Here is a 19,803-nt window from a genome sequence, read left to right on the forward strand (position 1 = left end):
GCATCAGATCTAAATTGTTTCTGTCCAAGGACGTGCTCACGCCGAATTTGGCAACAGGTGTCGTCTACTCGATGGAATTAATCGCTTGTGAATACCAAAGTGATTGATTTAACCTTTATTCTCTAATCAGGACATATGATATTATGAGTGTGTAATGTCATATCCAAACCCGAGGTCGTAATGGCTGTTCTAAGAATGATGGCTAGAAATATTTCAGCTACAAAACACATCGTCTTTGTTCATGGTCTAGATGGTGATGCTGAAACTACTTGGCAGCCTAGTAACCAAGAGAAAGTTTTTTGGCCTACGTGGCTATGTGAACATCTAGTAGATGTATGTATTTGCTCGGTGGGTTATGAAGCCCTTAAGCTTTCCGTTCTTAATATTGGACTGGGCTTGATGGATAGAGCACAGAATGAGTGTGACATTTTGCTTAGAAAATTTGAAAGAAACGAGGGTGATTTTTTTGATTGATCATCTGAAAATCTGGGTGAGTTCCAAGTCTCGGTTTTGGAAGCTACGAGCATGGATGGGAAAGCTTGGTTTTATTTTCGAGCGCAACGCGTACCACGTGAGCGCTTCTGTCACCAAATCAAAGGCAAACATCCGTATTTTAGGCTCTTTCGCATGGATTGGAGCAAAAAGCCTTTTGGGGGTTCTTTTGTGTCTGGCGACTCTGATTTTTGTTGAGGGTTATATCAGAAGTAATTTGTCTTTAATCCCACCACTCAGTGCAGAAGATAAAAAGTTTAATATCGAACAACTCAGATTATACGCCCAACTGCTCACAACGATATATTCAATCTATTTCGCTACAATTGGAATTATACTGAGTGCCGGCTATACAAAACTTCGCCGGGATATCATACAAATGCTCACCAACGAGCAGGTAGGGAGCGTGTATTCTCGGGTAGTGGTGCTTGCAGCGATATTCTGTTTGACAGCAACGGCCATGCCTATGTTTGGGTGTGAACCCGGCTTGTTCGTTTATATCATCGGTACAGTTTTGACTTTGTTAGGTGCTTTGGCCTTGTTTCCATTGGGCCAGAGGCTATTCAATTTTTTTGATCTCAACTTATTGGTCCGCAGCGAGATACTCCCATACATTGCACGCCACATAGAAGGTGCTGCGAACCGCAAGAACTCAATTTCATTGGCTAACCATCATTCGAAGGCTGCGCGACAGGCTCTGGAGCAGCTCTCATACATTGATGATCGTGTGAAAGCTGACAAAGAGGGTTTGAGAGATAATTTGCCTGCATTGGCCGATGACTATACGGCTTTGCTTCTGCACTACCTACAACGCAAACATACAATAGATCAAGACAGCTATTGGTTTCCAAGACGACACTCGCACAAGCAATGGTTTTTTGCGGGAGACAGCGCAACCTCTATGGCGCTGCAAATGAGTAGTCAGCAGCCGCTGATTGAAGAAAAAGCTAATCACCAATGGCTGGAAAACGAAATCACCACTAAATTGTCAGATCATGTTGAGCTTGCATTCCAAGTCGGTGACTTCGAACTGGCATTGAACCTCATCGGTCGCTTCTCGAACCGTATTTCGGCTTATACAGCACAGTTTCAGTTTGAAGCCGGCATACAAGAGCTCAAAAGGTTCAAAGAAATCATTGAACAGGCTTTCGCTTCATCGAACATGGTTGATGATGAAGTGGCAAAGATTAAGATTGGAATAGCAGACGCATGGGCTGCGTTAGTAAGTAACCTCTGCTTAGAGACACTACGTCGAATGATGACCTTTGAGAAAGAGTTGATACAATTCTTCGAGACAGACGAGTGGACTGAACAATCTCTGCGTAGTCTACCTGCTTTTATGCAGGTAGAGCTCGCCTTCATCGTTGACAGAATTGAGTTTGAACAAGAGATTGAAGGACAGCGCCTATCCAAGCCCAAATACGTCCAACAGTTGGCAGTTCAAAAGCTGTTATTGCACTACGTAAAAGTCTTGCCCACGATATGCGACATCCAACAGGTTTTGATTCCGGATTTTGTGGAGTCACTGACAAAATTTAAAATGCCCGAGGCTGCGACGCAGGTTACCTTAGCTAACTTACATGATCATTGGAAACTACCACGCTGGTTCGATGAACTATCCGAACTCTTGGGCAGGTATCATGAGTATGAGCACTATACTGAAGATCACTACAAACTGCCTGAGATAGACACTGTAGATATGATTCTGAAGCTTGCTTCTGCGCGAGATGATGCGATTACCCGGCTCGGTAGTGGAGTAATGGTTGAACATATCTTCGAACCCAAGCAAAACGATGAATTGCCGGATCATTTTGGACAGATCTACTTCGAATTAGCCGAAGCATGTATAAGTGCGCTTGAACAAAACGATGAAAGTAAGTTGGGTAAAGTTCTACCAATGTTCATGTCTCTTGCATTTCTCGCGGCGGATTCGAAGTTCGTGGACCCATCACTGGATATAAATCAAGAGTTCCGACTTCATCTTATTTCAACCGTGATCAATGATCTGGCGTCAGTCTTAGGCTTTGCCATCCTCTACGGTGCATACTTTAACAATGATAAGTTGTCAGAAATAGCTCTTGCCAAATTCGATACTTGGATAGAGCAGGCTACTGACAAACAACAGTACTTAAAGAGAATGTTGGTCCTTTCAAATCCGCACAGCTTTAGTATGAATGCATCGCCGCGTGGAATGATCCGAATTAACTGGAAAATGTCGCTTGAACATCGCGCGAGACAAGATGGTTTCGGGGATCAAATGGGCATGGTACAAGGGGTACAGCACCCAAATATAATCGTTAGAGAGTTCTTAAGGTCGCTTTCAGATGCGTCTCATCTGTTCTTTGCAAAACAGATTGTTCCGCAACTCGATCCACTTGACTTCGAGATTGACTATAACATTTCCAGTCTTTCTCAAAGGTTGCTTGAAGAAAGTGAAGAGGTTTCGCATGAAGATATATAGAGCCAAGCCTATGTGTCGTTACCACATTTATGACGCACATCTCGGGTTCATTGATCGACTTTTTGTCAAACTCGAACGGGAGAGACCTGACTTGAATCGCAGGATGTTTGATGAGGACTTTGCAAGATTGTTCAGGCCGATTAACCACCGACGCGGTAACCTATTCGAGATCGTATCAAATGACGACGAACTCATGAAAAAGCTACTTGGAAATGTTAAGGCGAAATACGCACCACGTTCGGTTGATGAAACAATACGTGAGTTGGTAGAGGAAATAGCGCAGTCGCTAATTTGGTCCGGAAGAGCATACTATTACCTATTTGATGATACGGTTCAGGAGAAAATACATATAGCTTCATTTAGCTCAGTCGGCGTTGTACATCTATTGGGTAAGTATATTCAATGGGTGCCCAAACGCAGGGAAAGGCACTTGAGTCGGGATAAGGAGGAACTTCCGAGAGAAATACGTTTCTTGGATGCAACTAAAGTAATGCACTTTGACATGCCCGATTCAGTCAAGCGCATACTATCCACACAGAACCGAACTTTAACAGTCCTTGACAAATATAAATATGAGGAGGCCTTTTGCCCCCCTCAGGCTACACATGAAAATCCAAACCCGACAAATCATTTCGATTTTCGACTTTGGAACGATACACAAGATCGCGCCTTATATCGAGCTACGCGGGATACCGGTTGGAACGGTAGAAAATATGACTCATCAAAGCGCTCAGACTTTTTCGATTGTCATCGATTGATCCGGTTTCGGCGAAACCAGTTAAAGCTAAGAGACAACATTCTAGATAAGATCAGTGGTGAACTATCGAGGGTTGGCAAAGGTTACAACGCTGATTTTTCGGTTGAAATATCGGGAAGTGATGAACTGCCTAGCATCGCGCATCTGAATGAATTGGAGGTGAAGCTAGTGCGTGAAGAGGTAGGGTTCAACGAAATTGTTGACTACTGCTACAAGTGCTAAATAACCGGTTCAATTGTGTAGTGGCATAGCTAATTTGGCTACGTGGTCAGAATTAGTGTAGTAGTTCAGGCGATTTTGTATGAGTCATTACAATACCTCGGGTTATCCGTAATATGCTAAATTAGCAAAGTCACTGACACGTTTCTGTCCAGAATATTCGTACGCTGAATTTTTACCCGTGGCACTTTTAAGCACAAAAGTGCCCCAAAGTTTGCCAGCCGCAGATTTGGGACACACTTTTTTTTATGCTACAAAATATCTAATTATTTGTGAGACAATTCACTTCTAGATTTGAGGGATGATTTTATGTACTTAGAAATAAATATTGAAAATGGATCGATAGCATCTGAAGCGGGGTTGTTTTGTAAATGGATTAACCAACATCAGCCATCAATTGAAGTAAAACTCCCTGCTAATCAACCTAAGCTAAAACTTAACGACAGCTCCCTAATTCTGCCACTGGTGACGTTAATCAGTGAACCTGATTTATTAAACTACCTTAACCTAACGGTTGAATATCTCAACTTCAAATTCCGTGGAGATTTGGCGACAGACAAGAATGAAGTTAGTGTCCGCTGCCATATCAAAGATAGTCAGACAGGGACTGAAAAAATTTTTGAATTCAAGGGCCCTGAGTCACTTTATAGAGAAAAGGTTGGCAGCTTTAACTTGAATGAATTCTTTAAGGATTAAAATTGCTTAGTTTGTTTAACGATTGGAACAATAGCATTGACACTGAGTATTATGCTTTAAAGGTTATAAAGCTGATCGATTTGAAATTTTTTGAAGATGCCAGTGACATCGCTGAGCGTGTGATCACCGAACTTGAGTTACTCAAGTGTAATGTGCTTTTAGAAGATAAAAATAAAGTATATATCGAAGCCTGCTTGTTCAGAGTATTAAAAAATATTTCTAGCTTCTGGAGCCTAGTTTTGCAACACCGTTTCTATGACGCATGGTGTAAATTGCAAGACTCTCTTGACGGTTTGAGACTTATAAAGCGTTTTTATTACGGTCAATGTGACTCAGTATCTTTTTTTGAGAAACAACTTTTATCCATTGAACAAATCTACCCATACAAATTATTTTCAAGCATCGGTGCTGTCGTTGAACAATACGAGTGCAGCATATGTGGTAATGATATGGATTCTCTTGATTGCAAACATTTAAAAGGGGAATTGTATGGCGGTGAGTTAGCATACGCTATCATAAGGAACGTCAAAGAGTTAGATCACGTTGCAATCGTTGAAAATCCAAGCGATAAACGTTGTGTGCTAAATCCAGATGATGGGCAGGCAGGAATGGCTGTTTTGAAAAAAATCGTTGGGTATATCATCGAAAACAAGTTAACTCCTTTAGGTTTCACACAAATACTTAAAATTGAATTTGACAAGCCAAATGAAAAATATATCGACTCATCTCCGAACGATCATTGTTTTTGTGGAAGTGGTAAAAAGTTTAAGAAATGTTGTGTAAATAAAAGGACGTTACGCCATGCACACTTTAAGTTAATAGATATCAATTCAAATCCATTGTTGTCTACGAAGAATTAAACGTGAGTATCTGCATCGTAATTGGATGTTGTCTTAAGCACGTTTGGGCACTTACTTATGTTGGCTAAAACAGATATGCCCATTTCTTGTTGGCGAAAGTAAATCACATCAGTCTCACACCGATAATTTTCGTTAGATTTCCTAATGCCAAACATGTGTCGATGACAGAATAAGGACAGGCTGATTAAGAAAAGCATTGTTAGTAGTCCCAGTCAGCCACTGACGTCTTCCATTCTAGTTGAGTACCTTGCACTTCATTGTCAAAGTAAGCCAGTAACGCAGTTTTCAGATGTGCATCACGCCTGTTTGCAAGTACATTCACCCAATCAACAAAGTCACACAGTTTGTAAAAGCAAAACAAGCGTTAAGGCTTGGATAGCCTTCAATATCTTATCGAAAGCTATCGTCGTCTTAGAAGGAAATGACCCTTGCAGACGGGCTGTCAGGTGCAATGTGAAATGCCTTGTCTGACAGCCGGAGAACATGGGTTAAATGTCCAAAGCAGTACTGAGTTCTACGAGGTCTTTGTAGAATGAGTATCTACTTTTCACTCCCTCATACTTCAAACCAAGCGAAACAATATCTCCCTGATGTCTGATGAATATTTCTCTTAGCTTGTCAGGCCCCCTTAGTGGTTCGGACACTTCAGTAGCCGTAGCCTTTAGGTTTTCTTGTGCTCTGGTACAGACAACTCTCGCAAGCTCTGCATCAAAATGATGAGTATGTATCCTCTCAAACAGGGAGCGAATCTCGATGTCGTAGACCGAATTTTGGAAAGATACATAAATCGGATGAACGTCTGAAAATGCGGAATAAGTGTAATCATCAACATCGGCAACGAGCTTCAACGTTACTCCACCCCAGTTAAGTAGTTGATCAAACCTCTCCATTGGCGAGCCTTGGTACTCAAGGTGTTTAGACATCATTGGTACATGCTGAAGCTGATCATAGAGCCTAAAGTGTTTTTCCTTCAAACACATTAAAACAGCCAAATAATAAACATCTAAAGACCTTTCAGAACCTAGGTTATCGACAATGGACACCAGTCTTTCTGTTATTTGAATTGATTCTCTTTCTGATAGTTTTAGTGCGCGATAAATGGTGGAAAGGTTTTCAAAGTGCACGTTAACATCCATAGGTTTTGGCCAGATCCCAATTCCTTTTTGGATCAAAGCGTTCAATGAAAGCTTGTCTAAATCACAATGGACTGACAGTAGTTCTTTCAACGGCATTTTCTTCAGTGCGTATCGTGTATTAAAGAAACGCCCCAGATAGATATCTGCATCAAATCCCTGTCCATAGACTACCTTCACCGCATGCTGAAGCTGCCTTGTATCAGTTGCTACAACAAACACTACGCCTTTAATGTCGAAGATGTGCTTAATGGTCTCCAGCATTTCAACGGCATAGCTAGGGCGACAACGGTCTAATTCATCAATGAAGACAAAGGCTGGATATTGTTTATCCGTAAAACCTTTAACTGCTTCCAACCACTGACTCACACTCTGTTTCAATGCAGAAATGGCTTTCGCCTTGCCTTCATGTTCATCTAACATGTACTGCACAGCTTTAGACGCAGCAGCACTCATGTCCAAAGCATTGCCGTCTTCATCCTTGATGTCTGACTCTGCACTTGCTCCTTCTGCGTCATTCATAACAGCAGCAAAATCAATACCGGTAAACTTCTTAGTCACGCCACCGACTAATGCTGGAGCTAGAGCCTTAAATAGACCGCCAGCTTTGCCAATTACACTGATCGCAGTATTGTCCTCAGCTCTACCAGCTTGCTCTCTCAACTGACTTACCATTGATGAAATCACCGTCATCAGCGGGTCATCTGAATAGTCCTGCTGCCATGCATCAACGTAGACAACAGGATGATGTGCTTTGAGGTCTTCTGCCCAGCGTTTAAGAAAGTACGTCTTACCGCTGCCCCATTCGGAGTTCAGGTTGAGTACGTAATTACGCTTCTTGTCTTCACCGTCTCTGCTCTCGTCATAGCCTTTAGATGCAAGAAAGTTTGATAGGTACTGAGCGTATTTAGCTCGGTTTAGCGTGTCTTTGGGATAGTGAGCACCATCAATATCGACTGGCTGACTCCAATTAATAACTACGTTGCTTGGCATATAAACTCCGATGCATTTTAACTGTCTGTATGGTCTAACTTTTCATCATGAAAATCAATCTGATGCATATAATCCAATGCAATTACTTGATGGCTGTCGTAATCATGGGTACAGCAAGAGTGAAAAACAGGGAAAGACACAGGGAGAAAAAACCACAGAGGGAGAGAGGAAGGGAACTTTGCTGGACAGCTTGTTGCCCACTTTTCCCCATTATAATAACTAATGGATTTTAGTCCTAAATAGCTTCTGTCTAGAAGTGAGTTGCGATACTAGCAGGCCGACTTGCTCGATTTAGTCGTGAAAAACAAGCGAATGTGTGAGATCGAGTATAAGCCATCACACCTAACTCCATTACATACCAACTATGCCACTACAAAGGCTACTTTTTGCGTTCTGCAATTTCATAGACTCGTTCACCAAACTCCTCTTGTAGTTCGTACACTCGAAACATAAGGGATTTATTAAGTGTTTCAAGCTCCTCATTTATAGTTTTAACATCATTTAACTCTTTGCGGTATTTATCCTTGAGTCCTCTTTCTCGTTTGAGTTCCTCTCTGAGTTTATCGACTTCACACTCATCCTCTTTATCAGAATCTTTTGCTTGAGGTGGTTGAGGGGTATCTAACTCTGCGTTGTATTTAGCAATTGCAGGGTTGGCAACATCTTTAATGAAGTCCTTGAACTTATGAATGTAGCTTTGCCCAAGTCCTGCTTCTCGGTTGATTTTATTTAATGTCAGGCGACCTGATGCTTTCACTCTCTCTGGCTTGCCATCTAAAAGGCGAGCCAAAGCTGATTGGAATCTCTCGACTGCTGCTTCGCTCATAACTATTACCTTTGTTAGCTCTAACTCACGCAATGATTTCATCTTTAAACTGCGTATAAGGAATCTCATGCCTAGTAAGTGTCAGCTCTTCAACTTGGATCTTCTGTTTTAATCCAGCCAAAATAGAGCTTTTTAATGGGTCACCTGTATTGAGTGCTGTGAACTTGGCAATCAAGCGATCTCTTTGTTTCGCTATAATTTTTGCACCTTTGTCGGTGACAACTTTGTGTTCACACTCTTTAATTTCGGCTCGGAAAGGTTGGGTGCCACAAACGCGATCACACGATGCGTTAGTGCAGTAAGCGCCACTTGGAAGTTGAATGATATGGAAATTTCCATTTCTTATGTTTTCTTCAATTTCGGCACGAGCCATGATGATACTTTTTCCGCTTTCGAGCGTTTTCATGCGGTCTTGCATAATCTTCTCGCCTCTGACACCGCTCAAATGTTCACTTTTATTAAGGATGTCATCATACTCATCAATCCCAAGATCAATGCCAGCTTCCTTTAGATCCATGAGTACTTCATCGTCCATCAAAATGTCATTCATTTTAGCAAGCACAGCATTGTTAGCGTAGTAGTCTGACATGTTGATGTTTTGGTGTTTGAACTGGAATTTAATCCCCGAAGCAGTGCCAAAGCCATAGCGAACAAAGAACACAGCAAATGTTCGTCTGAAAGCATGAGAACTTAATCCTTCGTATGTGCTGCCAACTTCCAGTTCACCTTCTCTTGTAGGGTTCAGCATATCAAACTCATCAACATCTTCCTGAGTTGCACTATAGCTCAGGCTGTTGACGAATCTTCTCATGTGCTGAGAAATTGAAATCAGATAGTTATCGGAACTTTGTTGTGATGGACTCACTACCAAAAAGGCTGACTCTAGTTGCCTTCTCATGTGTGTAATCTTTTCTGGCGATTCACCTTGCGCTTCTCTTTCATCAACTTTTTTGTGATAGAGCGAGCGTGTTGACTTCATCATGTCAGAAGCTAATTCTAATGCTGTTAACGCAACAGGGTGTGACTGCCATGTGACCGTTTTAGGTTTTGAGTCATTGCCCTTGGTTGTTTGGCCTTCAAGCAGGACAACAGGTTTACCATTTACCATTTTTCGCTTAACGCTTCTTTTATTGAAAGATAAAGCCTCACCAATCCTCACACCAGAAAACCCCTGAACAACTATCAAGCAACTAGTTAATATTTTAGCTAAGCCCCGGCCAGTCAAATCTAACTCAAAATCAGGAATACCATGGGAAATCTTCTTAACAGCCTTTCTGACCCTACTTTCTATGGCACTATCTGTCATACTTAGATTTCTGCGAGTTATTTGAGCGCCAATAAGCCTTTCACCATTTTCAACTCTCTGTCTTATGTCGTAAGCCTCCCCCAAAACCCTTGAAATCTCATGGCGATGCTCATGATAATTCTCGACTATTCGAAGAGCATTGCTCATCAAGTGTTGATACAACTTGTGAGGTATGGCTACATGTTGCCTAGTTGGTTTTGATCTAGCGCACTTCCACACCTCGCCGGCATCAATATACGAAGTCATCTCACCTATTATGGTAAGTTTATTCAGTGCAGTAAGAACGGAATTTAAAGTACTTTTCGAGTGCTCTTTTTTTTTCAGCCTCCGAGTAAATGACTTCCATTTCTTGCGGTCGGACAAATCATTCCATTTTGTACCCTTCAAACAGTCAGCAACCCTCTGTAAGCCAGATTTTAGCTTAAACATACTGGCTACAGACAGAGGCAAGGTTTCCTCTTCTTTTGAGTGGTGATACATATTATATAGGGCATCCTGAATTCCCTTTACATACTCAGGATTGGTCGCTTCAAATCTGATTTTTAAACCTTGGCTTATACCTACCACGTGAGACGTAGAGAAGTCCCACTCTTCCACGTGATAGGGCATATCATCAGAGTCCAGACTATCTAACCCATTAATCAAGAACGCGGTCTTAGACTTTTGGAATGGTATCGCTGGAATAACATCTTTATGTTTTCTTTGCGTATTGCTAATCATTAAAACGCCTCCAATAAATCAACTAGGCTGTATCCATCGCAGTAAAGAGGATGAGGGGCTTCTTTTTGCTTGTCTGATGCTACTGCGTAGTTGTCAGGAGACACCTCGCTAAATCGTTTTAGAATAGATTCTATGGTGCTGTACAACTTATGAAATTTATCTGTAGGCATACTATTAATGGCTGGGTAATCTTTCATTTCTTTCAGCGTGTCGCTAAAGGACATCATCAACCAAATATCCTCAACCTCAGCAACCAATATGTGATACTCACATTCAAAGCAACTCAAAAAGTCCGTACAAGTTACCTCCGCTAACTGTTCAATCCCCATTTTTTCGAGGTTCTTCTTTATCGTGTTGGCAACGCCTTGAGTAGAGTCTTTACAGCGAGTTCCCACGGGTGTTTGTTTGTCATTTGCTCTCTCTTGTTTGCGTAACCTTTTGTAGTCATAGTCGCTAAGGACATCTGCGTGGTTAAATTTCGCCTGATTGGCTGATTCATGAATATCCGTACCATTTTTCACAAAGTCATACATAGCTTCACTTGATGCAGCTAAGCCATTCCTGTGGTCGTTTTCGTTACCGTCTGAATAGCTAGCGTTAATGGTTTGAACAGAGTTGTTGGCAGACATTGACACTTTCCAAACATCTTGCGTCACCTTCATTAGTACGTCGATTTTTGTTTGACGAAGTGCCGATGGAGTAATGTGTGCAAGTCCCATTAAAGCAGTGTAGGTATTGATTTTACGCTGAGGAGAGAGCTGACCTGACTCAATAAATCCATTCGTATCTCCTGATTCGCTGAAATGAGGAAATAACCAATCGGTGCCTTTATCCTTCTGAAGTTTTATCGAAATCTCTAACCATTGATGCAAGAATTCTTGAGCCTTTTTATGGAAGCCAATAGAAGTATCAAGTTTCAGATAGTTGGCACGCGCTTTCTCAAGGTCAAAGTACACCTTACCATTATACTTAGACTCAAACCTAAGATCCTCAAACCGAAGATTTAAAATTGAAGTAGCGTTTTGACCAGTAAAACAGAATGTTAGCATTGCAGCCAATCTAGAAAAGTGATTGTAAAAAGGGCTGAAACCATTAATGCGCTTTGGCTTTAGAGCCAACTTAAAAGATACCTTATTACGACTTTTAAGCTGTTTAGACCAACCATTTCTTTCTGCTGTCTGGTTGAATAACTCTTCATCCCAGAACGGATGCACATCAGGTAATGTTCCGTCATCAACATGCTTCTTAAACTTGCCAAATGCGGAAATGAACAGTCTAACTAGAGGCTTGAATTCTCCAACGGGATCGATACCTTTATGTGAATCGGTCTCCCTCTTAATGCCTTTTATCGATTTTAATTTCTTAGCTTCGACCTCACGATTATTCTTCCTAAGAAAGAAACTCAGCATCTTTTTTACAGCAGCCCATGACGATAGCTTTTGCTCACCTTTCCTGCACCTCTCTTGGTGATAAGTCATGTATGCGTTGTATAAATGAGGATGAAAGTAGTCACCACCAATCGATGTGAAATCGTTAGCATCAAGCCATCGAATATACCTTTTAAGTTCTTCGAAGTGACGTTTTCTAGTGGAGTTGTAGTCTGGGTTAAGAATACGGTACACATCACGAACAAAGTCCTCCCTGCCAGCAAGGATGTAGTCAACACCATTTATTTTTTCCCCTACTTGCGAATAGTTAGGGACATATTTGAAATTAAGCTGTTCAAAGTGAGATGTCCCCCCAACTGCTTTTAATTTCATATCCGTCAAACGGAGTGTCTCAACAGTTGCTTCTGGCTGCCCATAAAAATCATCATCAACAAAAACGGGTTTCCTACGACTCATGTTGATGGAACCTCAAAATCTTTTTGCTCGAAGCCAGCATTATTATCTAGTTCACCATCTTCTATCATTTCTTGAAATACACCGAGATAATCCATGATGTCTTCCCAAATCTCATCGCCAGTAGGTTGATCTTCGGCAATCTGTAAATAGAGCAGGGTGGTTGCAATATCTTCATGACCAAGGAATTCAGATACTATTGATAACGCCTTATCTGAAGTCATTTTCTTTAGCAGCATACGAAAGATAGAGACAGCAAAGGTGGATCGTAGGTTGTGAACAACCGCATCAATATCGTTCAGCAAATTCCTTCCTGCCGTTTTTCTAACCTCATTCCATCGGGTATTGATTTCTTCGAGTTTTTTAAAGAATGGTACCCCTGAGTTGCTAATAAACAGATATTTCTTATTTTCATCAACACTATCAACACCATCAAAGTAAGCTGTGTTACCAGCGTCTCTCTCAGCCTTGCATTTTTTTTTAAATTTCTCTAAGCGTTTTTGGTATCGCGGAGATTGGCTGTAGCTATAAAGCTCAGACATTAAAGAACTAGTAATAATTGTGCGTCGAGATTTATTGTGATAACCACCTTTAGGATCTTTGGCTAGAGAGCCATACTGATCGCCAACACCAAGCCTTAGCATTGTTTTAGTCATATCAGGACGGATGATTTGCCCCAAGTGCAAACTTGCTCCCTCTTCCTTTCTAAGCCCTGTATATCGATAAATTCGGAATAATAAACAGAACTCTTGAGGCAAACTCACCCATTTTTCCTCACGTTTTACGTTCTTAATTACTCTTTTGGTGGTAGTGAGAATCTTCTTTGCTTCTTTCCACTCGGCATTTGTTAGAGATTTTAGATCTCGCCTAGCATTTGGCAAGCTGCCGCCATTGTTTCTCTGTGACTTGGTAAAGTTCAATTTTAGGTCAGTTGACTGCACCTGTTTGAGCCTACGTGCTTTCATATGTGTGCCGCTATTTTCAATGTCGATACTAAATATCTCGAACTCAAATGGCGGGTTGTTGAATTCCATACCTTTTCTGATGTGGTACTTGTAAAAACCAACAACTTCACGCATGTATGCAGAAGCAGTTGTTCTAGCCAACCCTGTACCTTCTATTGCTCTACTCTTTACAGATGCATGATACATGTAAGTGGCTCGTAGGTTCTTCCTAATACTAAACTTGTCCCAAAATGGGCGCGGAGGGTCTGTAAGTGGGTCGTAATCGTCGTTATTGAACTTTCGATCCCATGCAGCTTGAGCATCCAAGATGAAAGAAAAGTAGTGGGTTAGCGCCTTAGAGGATTGCAGAGACTCTTCCTTGTCGTCTTCAATGTGTTTTGAAAGGATATATTGATTTGCGTAGTCCAATGGTTCGTATGAAATTAACTTACCCTTCTTGGCTATAGGGTTGCCGCCATTATCTTTTCCTACGACTACTTTTTGGTAACCAACCATGTTTAAGAAGATTACTTTCTTGATGTGGACATGAGTTTCTTTGTCCTCAGAAAAACTACACTGAGGCTCACCGTTGTCATCGATATAAACTAATGGCTTCCTGTATGTGAAGTCTTTAATTGTTGTTGTTTTAATTTCATAAATAATCTCAGGCATTTATTTTTATCTACCAGCCTATCCCTAACCTGATACATACAATATCACACATTCTCACAAATTAAATACGTATGGTTATGATATTGTATAAAGACAAAAAAAAACCTTGCTTATGTGGCAAGGCTCTCATCTTCTCTCTTTGATAAAATCGTAGGGTTCGCAATTCCTGCTAAAATCGTATGGGTGTTCGTAATCTGCAATCTTGCCGCCGTTAGAAGCAACCAGAGCGATACCTTTTGCACAGTCGTGTGGAGAACCGCCACCTAGAGAAACAACAAAATCACAATCGTTGTCAGTCAGCAATTCTAGACCATCGTTTACGTTAGTGATGGTTGGGTTTGGTTGAGTGCCGTCGAATACAACTGCGTCTACGCCACGCTGGCTAAGAAGGTCTTGTACCTGCTTAACTACGCCAATTTGGTTCAGGATCTTATCAGTAACGATCAGACCTTTTTTAAAGCCTTGAGACTGAATGCTATCAGCAGCATCCTTCAGACAGCCAGAACCCATGAAGTTGATTGTAGGGATGTAAAATGCAGTAGACATTGGAAAACTCCGTTAATTATGATTTTTAATTTCCTACATGGTGTCGGTATTCAAGTGGTCGACCATTGATCTGGAACAACTTTGATTCCGAACTACCACTTTGTGGCTAGTCGTTGTGATAGGGCTCATATAGCAATCGTTTTCATGGTTTTTGGCTGTGTTCTTTGTCAGTAGTGATTAGCGATAAATTGGCTCCACCAAGAGCAGAATGGTGCTCTATAACAATGAAAAATAAGGCTTTTCACTGAAAGTTGCTTTGGTTAGGCTGGTGTTGACGTTTTATCGGAGTCATCACTGCATTCAATTTGAGGATCTTGCGACTCTTCAGAGTCAAGGGTGTCTTCTGGCTCCTCGTCATAGTATTTGACAAGAAAAGGGGTGAGCATGACAGATGACGGTAAAAAGTGCTTCATAATACCTCCCGGTACTTAAGTGTATTTTTAGGGCGTGTTGATTTTTCGAGCTGATTTTTGCAGCGAGTTGCTGGGCATTTATACAAGGCAGAGGCTTTGATGTGTAGCTTGCCTACATGAGAAGCCGTTAACGTAGTAGAAATGACCAGCAAACGCTGCCCGAAGGGTTCGGCTAAAAGCGTTTTACTCTTTGTTGAGGGAAATTTGCTTAGAATGACTAGGCTACTTTCCCTCGCCGCGATTAAAACGCTTTTATCTCGAACAAAACTTAACCACGAAAGGTCAACACGCCCTAGTATGGTATTGGTTTAATATGTGGCAAAATTTGCGATACATCATGACTTGCGACTTGTTTTCTATAAATTATTAGATTTATATACAGGCTCACAAATTTGAGAGTAAAGTGATGCCTCGCCGTTTTAGGCCGCGAGAAGAACAACGAAAAAAACAGTGTAGGCAGTGCTCAACAGCGCGAATAATAGGAAATAAAATGAAGTACGATTGGATATTCTTTGATGCAGACGAAACCTTGTTCCATTTTGATGCTTATCAGGGAATGAAGCTGATGTTTTCTCGTTTTGGTGTGGACTTTAGCGAACAGGATTATTTGGCTTATCAAAAGGTTAATTTGCCGCTTTGGGTCGATTACCAAGATGGTCGCATTACCGCCGACCAACTGAAACACACACGCTTCGAAAGCTGGGCTGAGAAACTAGAGACAACAACGGCTGCTTTAAACAGTGCATTTTTAACGGCGATGGCGGACATCTGTTCTTTATTACCGGGTGCACAAGAGTTGGTGGAGTCTTTAAAAGGCAAGGTGAACATGGGCATCATCACTAACGGTTTTACAGAGCTGCAGTCAATCCGTTTAGAACGCACAGGAATGACGGATTACTTTGAGCACGTGATCATTTCTGAAGAGGTTGGGGTAGCGAAACCGGATGCCGAGATTTTTGAATATGCGCATAAGCTGGTTGGATTGCCATCGAAGCAAAGAATATTGATGGTCGGGGATAACCCACATTCCGATATTCTAGGTGGGTTAGACTTTGGCATCGAAACTTGTTGGTTAAACAGTCAAGAAAAGGCAACGCCAGCCGGTATCAATCCTCACTATCAAGTGAAGTCTTTGGCTGACTTGCAAGCTCTGCTACTGGCTTAGTCAATAGTTAACAACTGACTGCCACTAGCGAATACACAATCACAATCGGTTGATTTCGTTAATCGACCAATGCTTTGTAAATTGATTGGCGTTTCGTTAGTGGATAGATGCTTCGTAAATTGATTAATGCTTCGTAAATTGATAGATGCTTTGTAAATAAATTGTTGATGGCCGAGTACGAAAATGTACTCGGCCAATTATTTTGAACTTGGTTTAACCATAGCGTGACCATCAAAACAGATAAAGGAAAAGGCGTGCTGAAATCTCATCGTTATAGCTGTTACGGTATTATCGCCATTTTACTATGGAGCTGCTTGATTGCTCTGTCTCGTAGTGTCTCAGAACAGCTAGGTCCAATTGGTGGCGCGGCCAGCCTTTATACGGTGAGTTCGCTGTTGTTGGTTTGTGTTATGGGGCTACCTAAGCTTTCACGCTTTTCTAAGTCTTACTTGCTGATTGGCGGCGCCTTGTTCGTTTGTTATGAGATCTTCTTGGCTCTGGCATTGGGAATGGCGAACAGCCGACATCAAGCGATAGAGATGGCGGTAATCAACTACCTATGGCCAGCACTGACGGTGTTATTTGCAGTGCTGCTGAGCGACAAGAAGATTAACTGGCTGGTTTATCCAAGTATCTTCTTGGCATTCTTTGGTGTGGCTTGGAGCATCAGCGGTGACCAAGGTCTCTCTGTCGACCAAATTGCTGCCAACATTGCGACCAACCCTAAAACCTATTCTATGGCGTTTTTTGGTGCGATTATTTGGGCTGTTTACTGCAACTACACCCAGCGTGTCGCGAAAGGGCAGAATGCGATTGTGCTTTTCTTTATCGCTACAGCGATCACTTTGTGGATCAAATACGCATTGAGTGATGAAACCGGCATGGTTATGACAACCAGTGCGGCGATTGATTTAGCATTAGCTGGCGCTTGCATGGGGGCAGGCTACGCACTTTGGAACACGGCGATTCTTGGTGGCAACATGGTGTTTTTGGCAACCATGTCGTACTTTACGCCAATCTTCGCGACGCTGCTTTCCTCGGTGATTTTGGGTTTGTCATTGACCATGACGTTTTGGCAGGGCGTATGTATGGTAACTGTTGGCTCACTGGCTTGCTGGTGGGTAACAAGAGAAAAGCCGACGGCAAAGGCGTCGGCTTCTAAAAAGGTTCAATCTCAGTCGTAATTTGCGTTGATGTTCCAGCGTCATTTGCTAGGTAAAAGCTTAGCTCGCGACATTGAGGTTCAATTGAAGCTCATAAGGCATCTTCGATAGGCGTCGCTTAAGTTGGCGGCGCGTACGTTCAATATCATCGACCGCAATCGCTTGTTGGTCGTTGGTATGAATATCAACATTGATTCGTAATTCTGGACCAACCTTCGTCACACCCATCAGCTCCAAATCTTGCTCTGCTTCTTTGTCTACCGCGACAACGTTCTTATCGACCGCATCACAAATATCTTTGTTTGCCGACATCATAAGCAGTTCGCGCATCGCCTCACGTAACATGTCGAAAGGCACTTTGATGAAGTAGAAAGACATTAGCAACATCATCATTGGATCTGCATACACCGCGTATTCTGCAAGCGGAGAAAAAGTAATTAACCAAGCCGCTACGAAACCCGCGGTTACCGCTACACTCAGTAGCGTATCCATCTGCCACTGTTTAGACTCAGCCTGAATCAGACCTGAAGAAATACGTTTACTCTTATTCGCGATGTACCACCAAGCGTAACCACAACCCAGTACGTTGAAAATACCAAACAGAGTTGCAATAGATGCATCTACTTCACGACCACCCGTCATTAGGGCACCAATCGCAGAGTAAAGTGAATAACCAACCACAAGCAGAATCACAACGGCTTTGATGGCAATCACAATCGGTTCGATAATTGCTCGACCAAACGGGAACTCAGTGTCCGAAGGGCGATTGATGTATTTCGAGGCAGCTAGTGACAATAAAGTTAACAGTAAGCTGATAAGAGAATAGACACCGTCAAATACTATGACCAGAGAGCCAACGAGAAGACCCAACACCAATCCGCCAATTGCGAAGCCTGATGCTAAAAGGGCTGAGAACAATAGCACTCGATTTTCGTTTTGGCTTTTCCTGTCACACATAATATTTTCCAGATGTTTTTGATAACTTCATTGTTCTAATATTGAGCTAACTTTACAAACTTTATCTGATGACGTTTATATGTCTTATTTAAGTCAAATGTATAAATACATTAAATTCAGCGGCTTAAGTTAAATTTAAGGTGTCAATAAAGTTGACGTTGAGTGTTTTTTGGGGATGGTGTGCAACTGAAATAGGATCGTTTATGATTAATAAAACACATTAGTCGTTAAGGTTTTATTGATCTTCTAGATTGAATTGCGACTGCAATGGACAAGGAGTGAATCAATATGAAGTTTGACGATATCAGTGATAATGAGTTGTGGGCGATTGCTAACCCGATCATGGATAATCTGATGGATGGTTCAACTAAGGTTGATCATGAGCAGCACTGTCGAGACTTTACTCAAAGAATGAAAGACATTGTTACGCCGGAATATTTAGAGAAGGTGTGTCACCATTATCAGCACAGTAATGGTTTTTTTACTGAGCGTGAGCCAGTTGCGCTGTTCAGACGTTCAGACTCCATCGCTTTTGTGTGGAAACAAGCTTACACCATCGCCAAAGGTGAGTTTGTCGCCGAAATGGTATTGGTTGAAGAAGACGGACGCTATTTAGTGGATCACGTGATGGTTTTTTAGAGCAAGACTTAAGTATGGAGTAAAAGTCGTCCGTCTAGAAATCAAACAAGTAGTCACTAAGCTGGTCGGCTAACCAATTCATTCCTGGGTGCTCTGCCATGCCAGCTGCGGTAAACATACAGTAGTCTTCTTGCGTTAAGCCGTAGGTGTGTTTGATCACGGCAAGCTCTTGTTCACGCAGTAAATGGCGAATCAATGGCTCTGGCATTACGCCCCACGCCTCTTCACGTAAAATCGTATCCAACATAAAGTCGAAGCTAGAGAAGCCAATGTAACGACGCGAGAAGGGCTCAAGCTCAGGATTATCCTTTTCATTAAGATAAACCATGGTCGCTTGCATCGAATTTCTTAGTACCTCATCAGACACTCGTCGCATCGCACTCAAATCATGCCCTTTCTTACATACAGACATCATTCGAATCTTACCAAGCGGGTTGTAGATAATTCTTGGGTCATCGACGCGTTCGTAATCGACACCAAATGCGAAGTCGACTTGCTGAGTTTCAACTAGGTTAGCTAAGTCACCGCTCGACGCGAGAACGAAGTTGAATGAGGTAGAAGGGTATTTGTTGTTTAATGCGTGAGATAAGTCCTGCCACATTTCATCGGGTAGGGAGTCATCTCGTGCTATCCAAATCTCCGCGTTGAATTCGCCCGAAACATGCAAGCAGGTTTGTTTAATACGCGCGGCTGTCACCAACATGCCTTCGCAATCTTTGTAAATCGCTTTACCCGCTTCTGAAAGCTCAACGTGGTTTCCGCTGCGGACGAACAGCTCGACATCTAACTCTTTTTCCAAGGCTTTGATAGACATGCTGAGTTTGGTTCGGTTGCATTCTAACTGGCGTGCAGCTTCAGAAACTGATCCTAAATCAGCAACGGAACAAAAGGCTTGGACTTGAGAAAGGTTCATTTCATTTCCATATTGAGCGGGGGTCGGTGCATATTATCTGAATATTGTGCTGACTATCTTAGAAATAGTCCATCTTTGCATGATAAC

General features: G+C 42.0%; 15 protein-coding genes and 1 pseudogene. 8 read left to right on the forward strand and 8 right to left on the reverse strand.

Features of this window, described 5'->3' with window-relative positions:
* Positions 1-180 precede the first annotated feature (180 nt).
* From OCV20_RS17485 to OCV20_RS17505, 5 genes are all read left to right on the forward strand, one after another.
* Positions 181-474, forward strand: a complete 294-nt coding sequence (locus OCV20_RS17485) for a hypothetical protein (RefSeq protein ID WP_261881478.1) — start codon at positions 181-183, stop codon at positions 472-474.
* Positions 458-2,953, forward strand: coding sequence for a hypothetical protein (locus OCV20_RS17490; RefSeq protein WP_261881531.1), 2,496 nt, complete (start codon positions 458-460; stop codon positions 2,951-2,953). Before OCV20_RS17485 ends, OCV20_RS17490 begins: the two co-directional genes overlap by 17 nt.
* A 193-nt stretch (positions 2,954-3,146) precedes the next feature.
* Positions 3,147-3,932 (forward strand): hypothetical protein, encoded by a 786-nt coding sequence (locus OCV20_RS17495; RefSeq protein WP_252735192.1) that lies wholly within the window; start codon positions 3,147-3,149, stop codon positions 3,930-3,932.
* A gap of 306 nt (positions 3,933-4,238) precedes the next feature.
* The gene (locus tag OCV20_RS17500) at positions 4,239-4,625 is read left to right on the forward strand and encodes a hypothetical protein (RefSeq protein WP_102484170.1); all 387 of its coding nucleotides are present in this window, start codon (positions 4,239-4,241) and stop codon (positions 4,623-4,625) included.
* A 2-nt stretch (positions 4,626-4,627) separates the two neighbouring features.
* Positions 4,628-5,485, forward strand: a complete 858-nt coding sequence (locus OCV20_RS17505; RefSeq protein WP_102484171.1) for an SEC-C metal-binding domain-containing protein — start codon at positions 4,628-4,630, stop codon at positions 5,483-5,485.
* A gap of 488 nt (positions 5,486-5,973) precedes the next feature.
* On the opposite strand, the gene OCV20_RS17510 is transcribed toward OCV20_RS17505, so the two are convergent.
* From OCV20_RS17510 to OCV20_RS17535, 6 genes and pseudogenes are all read right to left on the reverse strand, one after another.
* Complete coding sequence (locus OCV20_RS17510) at positions 5,974-7,611, reverse strand: KAP family P-loop NTPase fold protein (RefSeq protein ID WP_102484172.1); 1,638 nt, start codon at positions 7,609-7,611, stop codon at positions 5,974-5,976.
* 379 nt (positions 7,612-7,990) lie between these two features.
* Positions 7,991-8,437 carry a hypothetical protein gene (locus OCV20_RS17515; RefSeq protein ID WP_102484173.1) on the reverse strand — a complete coding sequence of 149 codons (447 nt, stop codon included), beginning with the start codon at positions 8,435-8,437 and terminating at the stop codon, positions 7,991-7,993.
* A gap of 25 nt (positions 8,438-8,462) precedes the next feature.
* Complete coding sequence (locus tag OCV20_RS17520; protein ID WP_261881479.1) at positions 8,463-10,463, reverse strand: hypothetical protein; 2,001 nt, start codon at positions 10,461-10,463, stop codon at positions 8,463-8,465.
* A complete protein-coding gene (locus OCV20_RS17525) occupies positions 10,463-12,307 on the reverse strand; it encodes a hypothetical protein (RefSeq protein WP_261881480.1) in 1,845 nt (614 codons plus the stop codon). Before OCV20_RS17525 ends, OCV20_RS17520 begins: the two co-directional genes overlap by 1 nt.
* Positions 12,304-13,920 (reverse strand): site-specific integrase, encoded by a 1,617-nt coding sequence (locus OCV20_RS17530; RefSeq protein WP_102484176.1) that lies wholly within the window; start codon positions 13,918-13,920, stop codon positions 12,304-12,306. The genes OCV20_RS17525 and OCV20_RS17530 overlap by 4 nt, the downstream gene beginning before the upstream one ends.
* Positions 13,921-14,106: 186 nt before the next feature.
* Positions 14,107-14,466: pseudogene (locus OCV20_RS17535) on the reverse strand (iron-containing alcohol dehydrogenase); the annotation flags it as partial.
* A gap of 903 nt (positions 14,467-15,369) precedes the next feature.
* On the opposite strand from OCV20_RS17535, the gene yjjG reads away from it, so the two are divergent.
* Together yjjG and yddG are read left to right on the forward strand one after the other, a co-directional pair.
* Positions 15,370-16,044: a pyrimidine 5'-nucleotidase gene (gene yjjG / locus OCV20_RS17540; RefSeq protein ID WP_086775645.1), complete on the forward strand. Its 675-nt coding sequence runs from the start codon at positions 15,370-15,372 to the stop codon at positions 16,042-16,044.
* A 254-nt stretch (positions 16,045-16,298) separates the two neighbouring features.
* Entirely contained in the window at positions 16,299-17,228 is a 930-nt protein-coding gene (gene yddG / locus OCV20_RS17545) for an aromatic amino acid DMT transporter YddG (RefSeq protein ID WP_048608759.1), read from the forward strand.
* Positions 17,229-17,267: 39 nt separating this feature from the next.
* On the opposite strand, the gene OCV20_RS17550 is transcribed toward yddG, so the two are convergent.
* On the reverse strand, positions 17,268-18,164 hold the full coding sequence (locus tag OCV20_RS17550; protein WP_050653601.1) for a cation diffusion facilitator family transporter: 897 nt from the start codon (positions 18,162-18,164) through the stop codon (positions 17,268-17,270).
* Between the two features lie 288 nt (positions 18,165-18,452).
* Here OCV20_RS17550 and OCV20_RS17555 point away from each other — a divergent pair, with 288 nt between their 5' ends.
* The gene (locus tag OCV20_RS17555; RefSeq protein WP_086775644.1) at positions 18,453-18,803 is read left to right on the forward strand and encodes a hypothetical protein; all 351 of its coding nucleotides are present in this window, start codon (positions 18,453-18,455) and stop codon (positions 18,801-18,803) included.
* Positions 18,804-18,837: 34 nt separating this feature from the next.
* Here OCV20_RS17555 and OCV20_RS17560 read toward each other — a convergent pair whose 3' ends face one another.
* Positions 18,838-19,716, reverse strand: a complete 879-nt coding sequence (locus OCV20_RS17560) for a LysR family transcriptional regulator (RefSeq protein ID WP_016797108.1) — start codon at positions 19,714-19,716, stop codon at positions 18,838-18,840.
* Positions 19,717-19,803: the final 87 nt, after the last annotated feature.

Origin of the sequence: Vibrio coralliirubri, assembly GCF_024347375.1 — a bacterium.
Taxonomy (GTDB): Bacteria; Pseudomonadota; Gammaproteobacteria; order Enterobacterales; family Vibrionaceae; genus Vibrio; species Vibrio coralliirubri.

Excerpts from the sequence above, each read along its gene's own strand:
- OCV20_RS17485 (WP_261881478.1), top strand. The coding sequence starts at position 181 with ATGGCTGTTCTAAGAATGATGGCTAGAAATATTTCAGCTACAAAACAC.
- OCV20_RS17495 (WP_252735192.1), top strand. The coding sequence starts at position 3,147 with ATGAAAAAGCTACTTGGAAATGTTAAGGCGAAATACGCACCACGTTCG.
- OCV20_RS17500 (WP_102484170.1), top strand. The coding sequence starts at position 4,239 with ATGTACTTAGAAATAAATATTGAAAATGGATCGATAGCATCTGAAGCG.
- OCV20_RS17510 (WP_102484172.1), bottom strand. The coding sequence starts at position 7,611 with ATGCCAAGCAACGTAGTTATTAATTGGAGTCAGCCAGTCGATATTGAT.
- OCV20_RS17515 (WP_102484173.1), bottom strand. The coding sequence starts at position 8,437 with ATGAGCGAAGCAGCAGTCGAGAGATTCCAATCAGCTTTGGCTCGCCTT.
- OCV20_RS17520 (WP_261881479.1), bottom strand. The coding sequence starts at position 10,463 with ATGATTAGCAATACGCAAAGAAAACATAAAGATGTTATTCCAGCGATA.
- OCV20_RS17525 (WP_261881480.1), bottom strand. The coding sequence starts at position 12,307 with ATGAGTCGTAGGAAACCCGTTTTTGTTGATGATGATTTTTATGGGCAG.
- OCV20_RS17530 (WP_102484176.1), bottom strand. The coding sequence starts at position 13,920 with ATGCCTGAGATTATTTATGAAATTAAAACAACAACAATTAAAGACTTC.
- yjjG (WP_086775645.1), top strand. The coding sequence starts at position 15,370 with ATGAAGTACGATTGGATATTCTTTGATGCAGACGAAACCTTGTTCCAT.
- OCV20_RS17550 (WP_050653601.1), bottom strand. The coding sequence starts at position 18,164 with ATGTGTGACAGGAAAAGCCAAAACGAAAATCGAGTGCTATTGTTCTCA.
- OCV20_RS17555 (WP_086775644.1), top strand. The coding sequence starts at position 18,453 with ATGAAGTTTGACGATATCAGTGATAATGAGTTGTGGGCGATTGCTAAC.
- OCV20_RS17560 (WP_016797108.1), bottom strand. The coding sequence starts at position 19,716 with ATGAACCTTTCTCAAGTCCAAGCCTTTTGTTCCGTTGCTGATTTAGGA.